Raw genomic sequence first — 14,175 nt, 5'->3', positions numbered from 1 at the left:
GGATGACATCGCGTATTAATAACTCACATCCAATTTTAAAAGTCGAAAACCTGACTGTTTACCAGCACAACTATTGTGCGGTGCGTGATGTCTCTTTTGAATTATCACCAGGGACAAATACGGCGATTGTTGGTCCTAACGGTGCGGGGAAAAGTACTTTAGTACAAGCTATTTTAAATTTAATTCCTTACTCCACTGGTAATGTAGAAATTTTTGCTCGTCCCCTCGAACGCCTCGGACACTTACGCCACTTACTGGGATATGTACCACAAAACTTTATCTTTGACCGCACTTTTCCACTATCGGTGAGTGAGTTAGTCGGTTTAGGTTGGGTAAAAAAAAGGAAAAGTCCTTTTTGGTGGAATGCTGAAAAATCAGAAACAAAAGCTGCGATCGCCCAAGCCTTGCGGCGCGTTGGAGTTTATCATTTACGCAATCAAGCCATCGGGACGCTGAGTGGGGGAGAGTTGAAGCGGGTGTTACTCGCTTATTGCTTGGTCATACCCCGAAAACTACTCGTTTTAGATGAAGCGTTTGCGGGTGTGGATATGCAAGGTGCCGCAGATTTTTACAATTTACTCCACGAACTTCAGCAAGAAGAAGGCTGGACAGTACTGCAAGTTTCGCACGATATTGATATGGTTAGTCGGCACTGCGATCGCGTTATTTGCCTTAATCAAACGCTTGTTTGCACCGGAACTCCAGAAGTCGCACTTTCTCCAGAAAACTTACTCGCGACGTATGGTCCACGTTTCAGCCGCTATCACCATCAGCATTGAAGCAAGCATTGTCTTCAGTAAGGGTCAGAGGTCAGAGGACAGGGAAATTGACTAGGGCTATATCAACACTGTGTCTGGTTTCCTGCACTCAAATGAGTATATAAAACAGTCCCAGTTACTGCACTGGGACAGGAATGATATTCACCTGATAAGTTAAGTACAGCTAAGACTCAGTGCAGCGACATCCTCAAGCTTTAACTTCAAACTTGGGCTGTTTCATCTTCACCTAACTGCTGTTCTACTTTACCAATCGCTGCATTGATACCAGCTAATTTGGTTTCTAAGTCATCTCGCATCCACTTCAGAAACCGCAGCCTACGCTCTAAAAAGCTTTTGCGCGACATCGGTTCGCTACCATAGCAGCTACTACCCCAAAAAGGAAACATAGCTTACCTCACAAACTATAACTCTATTTACAATTGTGTCTCTAGAGTTACTACGGCGGGTAGGAAAATCGTAGAGAGAAAACCGATCTAACTCTCAGATTGCTTTAATTATTGAAATAGAAAGTAGAAGCATTATAACTGTGCTACGGCGGACGAAGGAACACTATGTTCAGATCCAAACGTTACTTACAGCATCTGGGTCGCAATGTTATTCTGGCTGCGCTACTTGTGCTGATCTGCTCTAATCTATTAGAGGTGCGCTCATCTGAACAACCAATTATGAATTCTGCGCCACAACTATTAAGCGATCCCTTTTTGCAATTACCAACCGAAACGACGGTTAATGTTGTTTGGTTTACCGAATTTGCGGGAACTGAACACAACGTCTTGTATGGCAAAAATTTAGAACAAAGTGCGATCGCAACGACAACAAAACTCAGCCGCATGCGCGAAGATCAAGATTCTCACGCTAAAAATCAATATCAACAGCCGACGCCACGCGACATCTGGCGACATGAAGCGACTGTTCGCGATTTAACTTCTGGCGATCGCCTTCCTTATCAGGTTACGAGTACAACAGAGGATGGAACAACCGTTAAAAGTCGCGAATTTACTCTCGCACCCAAACCCCAGCTAGGAACACCACTCAAAATTCTTTTAACTTCAGATCACCAACTCAAACCAATGACGGCGGCGAATTTGCAGAAAGTCGTAGAAACCGTAGGGCGAGTAGACGCGGTATTTTTTGCGGGTGATATGGTAAATGTCCCTGATCGCGCCTCTGAATGGTTTGATGATAGTCGAGGTTGTGCTTTTTTTCCTTGTCTTCAAGGTCGTGGCAGTTACGATTTAACCAAAAATGGCACTAAGACGACTTACACAGGCGGAGAAATCATTCAACACGCGCCGCTATTTTCTACGATTGGTAATCATGAGGTGATGGGGCGCTATGCGTACAGCGATAGCTTAGATGGTGAATTTGATGATGCGGTTCCCCGCGCGATCGCCAAAGCAAGACTAAAAGATGCAAGCGATCGCACACTCAAAGATCATTCGTTTAATACCGACACCTACGAAGAGATTTTTACTTTACCCAAAAGTGAATCGGGCGGAAAAACCTACTACGCGCTTAGTTTTGGCGACGTTCGCTTAGTCGTACTCTATGCCACGAATACTTGGCGCTATCCTCATCTTAATGGCAAGTTTAAGGGTAAATATCGCGAACGCGAAGCCGATTTAAATCAACCTGAAAAGTGGGGTTACGGACAGCATATTTTTGAAGCGATCACGCCTGGTAGCCCTCAATATATCTGGTTACAGCAAGAACTTTGTAGCCCAGCGTTTCAACAAGCAAAATTCAAAATTGTGATGTTGCATCATCCACCGCATTCGCTGGGAGGAAACATTGTTCCTGCTTACACCGATCCAGTGCAAAGTATTGAACGCCACGAAGATGGCACGATTAAAGCTATACGCTACGAATATCCCCAAGATGCCGATTATCTCATCCGCGATGTTGTTCCTTTACTAGAAGCAGCAAACGTACAACTTGTATTTTATGGTCATTCGCATTTGTGGAATCGTTTTGTGAGTCCTAATGGAACGCACTATTTAGAAACTTCAAATGTGGGTAATTCCTACGGCGCACACGTCGGCGAAAATAAACGCCCTATCCCTGAGGGTTATCAAGAACACTATGCAGCAATCGGAGATCCCAACGGGCGGGAACCAGTCATGCCAACAATTGCACCTTTCTCGAATGAGAACAGTAAACCCACTCCTTACATTGCCAGTAATGATATTACAGTTTTTAGTATTTTCGATACAGCAAGTGGTTTGATTACTAGCTATGCGTTTGATACGCGAGAAACTAACTCAAAAGTTGTGAAATTTGATGAGTTTCAGTTGAAATAACGATAATTATTTTTGAGACAAAATTAAATGTAATGCATTTTCTAAAATGATTTCCTTATCAACCATTTGAGCAATTTCATCGACTTCATATCGACCCTCAAAAGCTTCTACAGATGCTTTTCTTAGGGCTGATTCATAAGCATCTTGTAATGTTTCTGCTAATTCCTCTTCAGTAAGATAAGTCCCTTTCACTTTATGACGCTGATTAGTTCGTTGAATTTGCTTTACAGCGTTAAAAATAGAAGTCTCCCAAGATTTGGTAGAGCGGTTTTCAGCCGATTGTTTGATTAAATGTAATAATAATATAATTCCATAACTAAAAATTTTATTCAGTTTATCCGATTTACTCATTTCTTCTAATTCTTCAACCAACTCCAGAGCCTCTGTCACTTTGCCCTCATGAAGAAGTTGTTTAAGTGTTATCAATTCTTCCATTAGTCACATATTGAATTAATAAAGCTTTTAGTATTAAATTATAACTTGCTTCGGTAATGGGTAATAGGTAACAGATATTTTTCCCAATTAGCAATTACTAGCCTTCAAGTTACGTCGATCTTCTCTACTTTATGTATTTTGCATCTTTATGCAGTGCGCGATCGCCACTAGCTCTTACCAATCTCTTCGTTTTGTAAAGTCCTGTTGCAAACCTGTCAAAAACCTTTAGAAATCATCTACAACACAGTCAGGGCTTTAAAATTTAGAACTTTAAACAACCTTGCAGAAGATTATGATGAGTAACATCCAAAAGTATCGCTTTGTCTGTACTTTGACCTTTGGTGATATCTACGGTCAAATCATCGTTTGGCTGATTACGATCACCGTGAGTTTAGCTTCAGCAATGGCGCTAATGGGCGCTAGACGTCCAATTTATGCTCTCGCTACAGTAGGGCTAATTATCTTACTCTCACTTCCTTTCCTACTGTTTGCTTTCGTAACAACGCTGTTGAATCATATTGAATTGTCTCCCGTAGATACAGCCACCAAAAAACAACCAATACCAGGTAATGTATCCCAAAAACAGCCCGTAGAGGCTGCTAGCTAAAAAAAAATGCGCATTTGACGGCACAATGCTTGATAGTGAGTCCCTACCAGGAGGTAGGGATTTTGCTTATGACAGCTAAGAGTCACCAATTGAAACTACTGTAACCACCGCGCCGCGTCTTTAGCATGATAAGTCAGAATTAAATCTGTCCCAGCACGTTTAAAGCTGGTTAATGTTTCTAAAACAACGCGTTGTTCGTCAATCCAACCATTAAGCGCAGCGGCTTTAATCATGGAATACTCGCCAGATACGTTATATGCTGCAACAGGTAAATTACTTGCTTCCTTGACACGCCAGATAATGTCCATGTATGCTAACGCAGGCTTAACCATCAGCATATCTGCACCTTCTGCAATATCCAGCGCAATTTCTTTTAAAGCTTCCCGTGCATTACCAGGATCCATTTGATAAGTTCGGCGATCGCCAAACTGCGGTGTTGATTCCGCCGCATCCCGAAAAGGACCATAATACGCCGATGCATACTTCGCCGCATAAGACAATATCGGTGTATCTTGATATCCCGCATCATCCAACGCACCGCGTATTGCCTGCACAAAGCCATCCATCATTCCAGATGGTGCGATAATATCTGCGCCTGCTTTGGCTTGAGATACTGCGGTTTTCTTTAATAATTCTAGTGTCGGATCGTTTAATACTCTTCCTGTCAAGTCTCCAACTTCTAAATAACCACAATGCCCGTGCGCAGTATACTCGCACAAACACGTATCTGCAATGACAATCAAATCTGGAACTGCTTCTTTAACGGCAGTCGCAGCTTTTTGCACAATTCCGCAATCGTGCCACGCGCCAGTAGCATCGGTATCTTTATCTTCAGGAATCCCAAATAAAATAATCCCAGGAATACCTAAGTCATATACTTCCTTGGCTTCTTCAACAATCTTATCGACTGATAACTGGTAAACACCAGGCATCGATTTCACTTCTTTGGCAATACCGTCACCAGGTACAGCAAACAAGGGATAAATTAAATCGCTAGTTGTTAAAACAGTTTCACGTACCATCCGGCGTAACTGCGGATGCGTTCTCAAGCGGCGAGGGCGATGAATGGGAAACATGGCTTTTATTTAAACAATCAAAAATGAAGCTCAAGAAAATTAGCGCGAATTGAGTAGCTTCTTTTTTGCAGTATAGTACGCTCAGTTGCTAAGTTTCCCCCAAAATAGTGATTCTGATAAATTAAGATATATTTCCTGAATACTAGGGAGTTAAGTGCTTGAAATCTTACCTGAGATCTGATAAAATTTTCTTTATAATGGGGATCTATGCTTAGACAAAATTTAATCAAAGTTCTATTATAAAGAAAACACTAATTAATAATACTATAAATAGCTTCCACTAAACAAGAAAAATATCTCAATTTTGTGACTTTTATAATAAAATACAAAGCGATTTGAGTTCACAATAAAAACTGGCAAGTTTCGTTTTAATCAACCGCAAATCTGCTAGTGTGATCGCTCGCGCAACGACTGTGGAATGCACTCTATCAAGGCGCGGTTAAAGACAATCTCCTCCTCAATCATGCTGAAGGGCGATCGCACTAGCTTAAATCTCTACTATGAAACCTTCTCAAGTCTATTTTGTCGATAGTTTGCATCAGATACAATGGCGATATTTTTGTAATCATTGATGACTTATTGAAATACCTAATTGCCTGAATTAGTGTTCGCTAGGTACTAACAACAGCAGTAGACGGATGAGCAGCTTCTTGCAAAATAACTTGAGTAATCGCTTTAACAACATCGCGACTTTCCCAATAGCTACCGTGCGCGTCTCCACCATGTAATAATGCTAAAAACGAGCGGCTAATGGATTGCACTAAAAAGTCTGACAAGTCTGCATTACTAGTTAGAAGGTCTTGAATATCTAAACACTGTCGCTTACCATCGACTAAATCAGGCATGATTGTTGCGAGTGGATACGCAACCGGATCGCCTGGATGTATAAAATTGCGCCACGGTAATGTTTTTTGTCCGCGTTCATTATAAAGCTGCTCTAATAACGCTTCTAATTGTGGCGTAATATCGTGAGTAGCGATTTTTTTGGCTTGCTCTTGTGTGAGTTCGCGTTCGCCCTTCGCTTGATCTTCGCCAGAAACAACATTGATCAAGTTGAAAAAAGCAATCGGCGAACCCATAGTATGGATACTCGAAAGCCGAATTCCATGAAGCGGTTCAGGCTTAACGCCAAAAATTCCTTGACGAATTCTGCGCACACTTTCATACGTGGGTAGATCGGGATTATCCCACCGCGCTGCAAACAAGACGTCAAACAAAATAACAGTACCCCAGCTATGCGCAATTAAGTGCATACGATCGCCTGGTTCAGGATTCGCAGGAAGTGCTTTCTTGAGTTGTTCTGCGATCGCAATAACAACTTTAGAACCAACATGGCGGCTAATATAAAGTGCTGCATCACCAACAAACTGCATCAGTTGCTTTTCGCGGAACTCCTGAAACCACATTTTTTTCCACGTTGGTGACTGTTTTAGTTTGTTCAATAACTTGTCTTCTTCCGGCTTATTAACATCACCCCAATAAAGAGGAATGTATTTGCGAGTGATATTCGATGAATGACTTGCAATTTCTCGATCAATTCGCTCAATTAGCTTATCTGCATAAGTTTTGACTTCGCGTTCCTCACGTGTATTTACACCATGAACGAATACAATGTATTCTGTAGCCATGCAACACCTCTGTAGCGAGTGACAATGGCTAGAGCTTCACTTTAGTGCTAGTAAAATCCGGTGAAAGTTTATAAAAATTCAAATAAGCCTTGTTGTGAAGCGGTGGAACAAGAGTGCAATCACCTAAAGCGTCATAGCGCGTAAGGCGAAGCACTCAAGGTTAAAATACTCGAAAAATAAAAGGATAGCGATAAACTTGATCAGGATTATTCAAAATCTGCACAATTCCTAAAATTGGCAGTCCCCAATGAAATAGAAATAAGATTGGTCCTAAAATTAGCCCTAATGCACCCAAGGTCACAAAAGCAAGGATTGCAATAATGATGCCATATAACCATACATTAAAGTGAAAGTTAATTGCCTCTTTAGCATTATCTTTTACTACAGGATCTGACGATAAAAATAACGCAGCTATCGGAATTCCTACCGAAACTAACGTCGTACTAAAAAAAATTGAGATGTGGCATAATACTGAAAGAATTTTCCTTTGGTCTGAGTCGTACATTACATTTCCTCAATTCTTACTTATCAGCTTACAAAAAGATAAACTCACGATAGTACTATCTTTAGTTATATTTTCTATAATTGTCTAGAAAAAATCCAAAAATATTCGCTTTGATAGTACTTTAAGTAAGTGAAAAGATACCCTTTGTTGAAAAATATACTCAACCCAAACCCAAAATAATCTTGTAGTTCTTTAAAAGAGATTATTTTAAAAGTTTATAAAAGACGTACTCGTAAAGAAAAGGCATAATCTAAAAAAAATACATAGATTTTCAGCAATGCATGAAATTTTCTTTTAAACTCTTTCCTCTGTGTTAACATTCTCCTGACAGAGACGCTACGCGAACGGCAAGCCGTTACCTGCGATAATGCTTCGCCAACGCGTCTACGTAAAAAAATCTTACACCGCAAACAAGAATACTATCGCACCGACCAATAAATAAAAATTTGCTCCAGATAACTTTGTATAATTATCAAAGAACGAAAAGCATAATTCCCATAACACATTAGCATAGCATTCATGACATCTATTGAATTTCAGCCTGAATTGTACACAGAGGTAGAACGTCGGCGTAATTTTGCAATTATTTCTCACCCAGACGCGGGGAAAACGACACTAACAGAAAAGCTATTACTTTACGGTGGAGCAATTCACGAAGCAGGATCGGTAAAAGCACGACGCGCACAGCGTAAGGCAACATCAGACTGGATGGCAATGGAGCAACAGCGGGGAATTTCGATTACCTCAACCGTCCTGCAATTTGAATACAACGATTGTCAAATCAATCTGCTTGACACACCAGGACACCAAGATTTTAGCGAAGACACGTACCGCACGCTCGCAGCCGCCGATAATGCTGTGATGCTCATTGATGCGGCAAAAGGGTTAGAACCACAAACACGAAAGTTGTTTGAAGTTTGTAAAATGCGTCAGCTTCCTATCTTTACATTCGTCAATAAGCTTGATCGCCCAGGAAGAGAACCCCTGGAATTATTAGACGAAATTGAACAGGAATTAGGGCTACAAACTTATGCGGTAAACTGGCCGATTGGAATGGGCGATCGCTTCCAAGGTGTTTTTGACCGTCATCAGCAGCAAATTCACTTATACTCGCGTGTCGAACATGGTAGCCGCGAAGCCGTCGATACGGTAATCGATGTTGGCGATCCCAAAATTGAAGAACTTTTAGAGCAAGATTTATATTATCAACTTAAAGACGAACTTGAACTTTTAGACGAATTAGGAGCCGAACTCGACCAAGATTTAGTTCACCAAGGCAAAATGACACCCGTATTTTTTGGAAGTGCCATGACAAACTTTGGTGTCGATCTGTTTCTTAATTCTTTTCTCGAATACGCGCTCAAACCAGGTAGCCGTAGGAGTACAGTAGGAGAAATTGCGCCAACGTATCCAGAATTCACGGGATTTGTGTTTAAACTGCAAGCAAACATGGACCCGAAACATCGCGATCGCGTCGCGTTTGTCCGCGTGTGTACAGGAAAGTTTGAAAAAGACATGACTGTCAATCACGCCCGTACCGGAAAAACAATTCGACTGTCACGCCCACAGAAATTATTTGCCCAAGATCGCGAATCAATTGATATCGCGTTTCCTGGGGACGTCATTGGTTTAAACAATCCTGGCGTATTTGCGATCGGCGATACAATTTATACAGGTCAAAAAATCGAATACGAAGGCATTCCTTGCTTTTCACCAGAATTATTTGCGACGCTGCGCAACCCCAACCCTTCCAAATTTAAGCAATTTCACAAAGGAGTTTCGGAAATCCGCGAAGAAGGTGCAGTACAGATTATGTACTCTGCGGATGAGTCAAAACGCGATCCGATTCTCGCCGCAGTTGGACAATTACAGTTTGAAGTTGTTCAGTTTCGCTTACAGCAAGAATATGGCGTTGAAACTCAACTGGACTTGTTACCATACACCGTTGCACGTTGGGTCGTCAATGGTTGGGAAGCTTTAGACAAGGTAGGGCGCTTGTTCAACACCGCGACTGTGAAAGACAGTTGGGGTCGTCCTGTGTTACTATTCCGCAATGAATGGAATTGTCAGCAACTACAACAAGATCATCCAGAACTAGAGTTAGCGGCGATCGCGCCTGTCGTCTCCGGTCAACAGCCAGTTGATGGATAACCGCCAAACAATGGCGTGCGGTTTATGGAACCCTGCAAGTACACTAAACCCAAAATTCTCATTCTTGATGACCAATCAGTGTATGAGGAACTTTGTCATACTCTCAAGCAATATGAGGTACTGATTGCATCTGAAACGGCTTTATGGGAAATTTTAACTCAACACGATGTAGCCGTTTTGATATCAGATTACCCAATTTCCTGGGGCGATTGCGCCGCACCTACCGCGACAAAGTATCCGTATCTTCTTTGGCTCATCTTGACGGAAAATACTGACACACCTGAGTTAGTCGAGGCGCTGAGTACAAAGAAAGTATTTAAATGCCTCGCTAAACCTTGCCCGATTGAAGCTTTAGCAACAACTGTACGCCAAGCTGTTGATACACATAACATTCTCAAGCTGCGAACACAAGAACTTTGTGCCACACTCCATCACCAATCGCGGTTGAATACAATTACGAATACAATTCGCAGTGCTTTAGACTCGCGGCAAATCTTACAAACGATTGTGGATACCGTTGGTCAAATGCTAGAAGTCAGCTACTGTATTCTACGTCCCTTTCATGATAATCGCGCCGTTGAGGAATCCTTTATCTATCAAACTGAAGATTGCGCTGCTGCAATCAAAGGTCAAAGTTGGATTTTAGGACAAACACTATGGGAAACGCGAGAATTACAAGTCATCAATGATGTTAGTAACGACGGGCGGATACAAAATGCGATCGCCTATCAACAAGCCAATATTGCTTCTAGCTTAATCGTGCCGCTGATTTATCAGCAAGAACTCCTAGCAATTATGGCGATTCATCAATGTCGCCAACCACGACAATGGCAAGATGATGAAATCGAGCTAGTGACCATCGTAGCAGACCAAGCCGCCTTTACTTTGTCGCAAGCACGCGCCTACGATTGCATTTCTGCACTTGCGCAACGCGAAGCCTTGATTAACAAGATTACCGCAGCGATTCGCTCAAGTCTCGATCCGCAAGATATCTTTGCCGCAATTACCCAACAACTCGGACAAGCGTTACACGTAGATGGTTGTGCTTTATCGTTATGGACTGAAGAAGATGAATTTGTCCAATGTGTTGGCTTATACAACCGTACCGAACCTGAATCATTCTTAAGCCCGCAACAACTACCACAATCGCGATCGCCGATCGCCGGAAACCCCGTTTTACAACTTTTGCTACGCACCCAGCAGCCTGTTGTCATTAACGATCTCAACCAACAACCGCAAATGCGCGGACTCGATTTACCACTTTCCTCACCAGCCGCGCGGGCGTTATTGGTTGTGCCTCTCCTTGCGGATAATACAAGTATTGGTAGTATTACGCTACGCTCATTTTACAAACCACGCCACTGGCAAAAAGAAGAAATTGAATTAGCGCAAGCCGTTGCTGCGCAAGCGGCGATCGCAGTACAACAATCGCGACTCTATCAAAAAAGTTGTGCCTTAGCCGATCGCTTACTCGAATTAGACCGGCAAAAAACGCACTTTTTTCAAAACATCTCACATGAGTTTCGCACCCCCCTCACATTAATGCTTGCACCGCTCGAATCAGCGGTCAATCAACAACAAGACTTACCCGTAGAACAAGCGGCGATCGCTTTACGCAATTCTCGCCGTCTTTTGCGATTAGTCAATCAACTGCTAGACTTGCAACGGCTTGATGCAGGAAGAATGCAGCCGAGTTTCCGCCCCTGCGATTTACTAGAGTTGGTGAGTCAAATTGTCGAATCGTTTCGCCCTTATTGTGAAAAAAAGGAACTCGAACTCATTACCGAGTTCAATCCTTGCCCTTTAGTATACTTAGATACAGAAAAATTTGATAAAATTGTATACAACCTTCTGTCAAACGCAATGAAGTTTACTCCTCCTGGGGGTAGAATTACAATTCGCGTTGAAACGGCAGGAGACCATTGTTTAATCCAGGTTGAAGACACTGGAATTGGAATCGCCAAAGAACAGATTCCGCACTTATTCAAACGCTTCCATCAAGCCGAAGCCGCAGTTAACCGCTCGTACGAAGGAAGTGGTTTAGGTCTTGCGTTAGCAAAAGAATTAATAGAACTGCACGCCGGTCAAATTTCTGTAGAATCAGCCTACGAGAAAGGCAGTAAATTTACCGTTTGGCTCCCCATTGGCAAAGGACACTTACCACTTGACCAAATTTTAGAACTTCCGACTCAAGTCCAACTGCGTAGTGCTGCGATAGAGTTAGCCGATTTAGAGACAGTAGAAGCCGATAAAAATGAGCCAGGACTAGAAGAACAAGAACCGTTAATTCCTCATTCGCTAGCTACTCGTCACCAGCAACCAGCTTCGATTCTTGTTGTCGATGACAATCTCGATTTAAGGACTTACGTTACAACGATTCTGACGCAACAAGGTAGTTATCGAGTTTATACCGCACGTAATGGTATTGAAGGATTGCATTTAGCCTACAGCGTTCTTCCCGACTTGATTGTCACTGACTTAATGATGCCGCATCTGTCGGGTTTAGAAATGATTTGGCAGATTCGCAATGACGAGAAGCTTAAGGGAATCCCCATTGTTCTCCTTACCGCAAAAACGGACGAAGAAACGCGAATTGCAGGAACCGAAAGCGGTGCAGATGCGTATTTAGCAAAACCTTTCAACGATCGCGAACTCCTTGCCGAAGTCCGCAACTTACTGGCGTTGAAAGAAAATGAGCGCCGCGTTGTAGAGTTGAATACCTACCTCACCGAGTCTGTCCTCAAGCGTTTTTTGCCACCGGAGATGGTGAAGAAAGCGGCAATGGGCGATCTAGCACTCGATTTACGTCCAGAACCGCGTTTAATTACGATTTTATTTAGCGATATTGTCGGGTTTACGCAACTTGCTAATACATTGCGATCGCGCCGCGTCGCCGAGTTATTGAACGAATACTTAGAAACGATGATCCGCGCCGTATTTGATAACGGTGGAACCGTGGATAAATTTATGGGCGACGCACTTTTAGCGATCTTTGGTGCGCCCGAAGACATGATGCCCAATGAACAAGTCCGCCGCGCGATCGCCACCGCCCGCGCGATGCATCACGCTTTAACTCGACTTAACCAACGCTGGCACGATCAAGGAATCTTAGGGAAAAACCAAAGTCATCTCATTCAGTTTCGCTGCGGAATTCACCAAGGTACCGCAGTTGTAGGAATGTTTGGGAGTGCGGAACGCGCTGATTACACGGCAATTGGTCCGAGTGTCAATATTGCGGCACGGTTGCAACAAGCTGCTGCACCAGGGCAAATTTTAGTTTCTGCGGCTGTCGCCGATTATCTTGATGACGATGAGATTATTAAATATAGCCCCTTAGAACTCAAAGGCGTTGATGAAACCGTTTTAACATTCTCTGTACGTTCAAAAGAGTTTGGATAGTGCTATTCGCAGCCCAAGTTCCAGTACGATGTCGCCTCTGTAGTTCTAAATCGCAGTAACTGCGTGCTACCCAGATTTAATGACATCGCTGGAATTGAAGGGGTCATTTCTAAAGCGGCGATCGCTTGACGTCCGAGCGCTTGTGCTAAAAGTGGCGGTACTGCATTACCGACTTGCCGAAAACCGTGCCATTTCGTTTGATGAAAGCGAAACCAGTCAGGAAAAGAGTGCAACCGTGCAGCTTCGCGCACCGAAATTACCCGTGATCGCGTTGGATGAATCGGACGTGGAGAAGTATAACTACCGCGTTCTGCACCTGTACCCGCGCGTAAAGTATGGCTCAATCCGTTGAGATCTAAACGGCGTAAATGGCTAATCGGTTCGCGTTGATTCGGCAACATGGAGGCAAACCGTTCGATACTATTTGCTGTATGCTGCGTCCGCATCGAACTTGTTAATAACTGCGGATTCCACGCTCGACGATAGGAAAAATCGGTTGATGCGATTTCACCGCGCAGCAATTTAGCGTAATCGCTAGCTTTTTGTTGTAATTCCAGCAGGTGGCGATCGCTTAACAACACTTCGTCAGTCCACAACAATTCAGGAAATTCTTCAACCTCAGGAAGATCGGCGATTGCCTCTTTGACTGTGACAAAGGTCTTATTGGGATTAGGTAAACTCACAGGTGTCACTTTCTGTTGAGAACCCAGAAAAAACAACCGTCGGCGGCGTTGCGGAACACCAAAATCTGCGGCATTCAGAATTTGCACTTCGACTTGATATCCAGCTTGTTCAAACTGCGTTTTGAGTTGCGCACACCAAAGTTTATACTGCCCAATCGCCATTCCTGGAACATTCTCCATCAGAAAATAGCTAGGGCTTAATTCTGTCACCAAGCGATGAAAATGAAATACCAGATTGTTGCGTTCGTCATCAAGCGATCGCTTACCCATGATCGAGAAACCCTGACACGGCGGGCCACCAAAGACTAAATCAATTCGCCCATCCCAACTTTGATTTGCTTGCGGGTAATGCGATCGATACGCACGCGTCGCCGCTTCTCGAATATCATCACCGCTAATCTTGCTAACATCTGCGGCTAAAACCCGTGTCAGCGGAAAGTTAAACGCGTAAGTACACGCATGAATCGGATCGTGCTCTACCGCCACTAATACATCAAATCCAGCTTTTTCAATCCCTAGAGAAAATCCCCCCGCACCCGCGAACAAATCGACGGCAACCGGACGAGTTTTCGTAGCGAGTAATTGTTGCTTGCTGGCTCGAACCATCGGTAT

At 43.2% G+C, this 14,175-nt stretch carries 11 protein-coding genes; 5 read left to right on the top strand and 6 right to left on the bottom strand.

Going from position 1 to position 14,175, the window contains the following annotated elements; genetic code table 11:
• The first annotated feature begins 2 nt into the window (after positions 1 to 2).
• Positions 3 to 779 carry a metal ABC transporter ATP-binding protein gene (locus NIES1031_RS07455; protein WP_073548830.1) on the top strand — a complete coding sequence of 259 codons (777 nt, stop codon included), beginning with the start codon at positions 3 to 5 and terminating at the stop codon, positions 777 to 779.
• Positions 780 to 979: 200 nt separating this feature from the next.
• Here NIES1031_RS07455 and NIES1031_RS07450 read toward each other — a convergent pair whose 3' ends face one another.
• The gene (locus NIES1031_RS07450) at positions 980 to 1,165 is read right to left on the bottom strand and encodes a hypothetical protein (protein WP_073548829.1); all 186 of its coding nucleotides are present in this window, start codon (positions 1,163 to 1,165) and stop codon (positions 980 to 982) included.
• Positions 1,166 to 1,444: 279 nt separating this feature from the next.
• Between NIES1031_RS07450 and NIES1031_RS07445 the strand changes: the two genes are divergently transcribed.
• Positions 1,445 to 3,079, top strand: a complete 1,635-nt coding sequence (locus NIES1031_RS07445; protein ID WP_218596703.1) for a metallophosphoesterase family protein — start codon at positions 1,445 to 1,447, stop codon at positions 3,077 to 3,079.
• A 6-nt stretch (positions 3,080 to 3,085) separates the two neighbouring features.
• On the opposite strand, the gene NIES1031_RS07440 is transcribed toward NIES1031_RS07445, so the two are convergent.
• Positions 3,086 to 3,514 carry a DUF29 family protein gene (locus NIES1031_RS07440; protein ID WP_073548827.1) on the bottom strand — a complete coding sequence of 143 codons (429 nt, stop codon included), beginning with the start codon at positions 3,512 to 3,514 and terminating at the stop codon, positions 3,086 to 3,088.
• Between the two features lie 292 nt (positions 3,515 to 3,806).
• Here NIES1031_RS07440 and NIES1031_RS07435 point away from each other — a divergent pair, with 292 nt between their 5' ends.
• Positions 3,807 to 4,121 carry a hypothetical protein gene (locus NIES1031_RS07435; protein WP_073548826.1) on the top strand — a complete coding sequence of 105 codons (315 nt, stop codon included), beginning with the start codon at positions 3,807 to 3,809 and terminating at the stop codon, positions 4,119 to 4,121.
• 95 nt (positions 4,122 to 4,216) lie between these two features.
• Here NIES1031_RS07435 and hemB read toward each other — a convergent pair whose 3' ends face one another.
• The 3 genes from hemB to NIES1031_RS07420 form a co-directional block, all read right to left on the bottom strand.
• Positions 4,217 to 5,197 carry a porphobilinogen synthase gene (hemB, locus tag NIES1031_RS07430; protein WP_015188939.1) on the bottom strand — a complete coding sequence of 327 codons (981 nt, stop codon included), beginning with the start codon at positions 5,195 to 5,197 and terminating at the stop codon, positions 4,217 to 4,219.
• Between the two features lie 611 nt (positions 5,198 to 5,808).
• Positions 5,809 to 6,825 (bottom strand): hypothetical protein, encoded by a 1,017-nt coding sequence (locus NIES1031_RS07425; RefSeq protein WP_073548825.1) that lies wholly within the window; start codon positions 6,823 to 6,825, stop codon positions 5,809 to 5,811.
• 160 nt (positions 6,826 to 6,985) lie between these two features.
• On the bottom strand, positions 6,986 to 7,330 hold the full coding sequence (locus tag NIES1031_RS07420; RefSeq protein ID WP_073548824.1) for a DUF4870 domain-containing protein: 345 nt from the start codon (positions 7,328 to 7,330) through the stop codon (positions 6,986 to 6,988).
• 519 nt (positions 7,331 to 7,849) lie between these two features.
• On the opposite strand from NIES1031_RS07420, the gene prfC reads away from it, so the two are divergent.
• Both prfC and NIES1031_RS07410 read left to right on the top strand, forming a co-directional pair.
• A complete protein-coding gene (gene prfC, locus NIES1031_RS07415) occupies positions 7,850 to 9,481 on the top strand; it encodes a peptide chain release factor 3 (protein WP_073548823.1) in 1,632 nt (543 codons plus the stop codon).
• Positions 9,482 to 9,505: 24 nt separating this feature from the next.
• Entirely contained in the window at positions 9,506 to 12,880 is a 3,375-nt protein-coding gene (locus tag NIES1031_RS07410) for a GAF domain-containing protein (RefSeq protein WP_073548822.1), read from the top strand.
• 2 nt (positions 12,881 to 12,882) lie between these two features.
• On the opposite strand, the gene NIES1031_RS07405 is transcribed toward NIES1031_RS07410, so the two are convergent.
• The gene (locus tag NIES1031_RS07405; RefSeq protein WP_073548821.1) at positions 12,883 to 14,169 is read right to left on the bottom strand and encodes a DNA cytosine methyltransferase; all 1,287 of its coding nucleotides are present in this window, start codon (positions 14,167 to 14,169) and stop codon (positions 12,883 to 12,885) included.
• Between the last annotated feature and the right edge of the window lie 6 nt (positions 14,170 to 14,175).

This window comes from Chroogloeocystis siderophila 5.2 s.c.1 (assembly GCF_001904655.1).
In the GTDB taxonomy this organism is placed as follows: domain Bacteria; phylum Cyanobacteriota; class Cyanobacteriia; order Cyanobacteriales; family Chroococcidiopsidaceae; genus Chroogloeocystis; species Chroogloeocystis siderophila.
The sequence above is the reverse complement of the archived record's forward strand: the minus strand, read 5'-3'. Positions and strand labels throughout refer to the sequence as shown.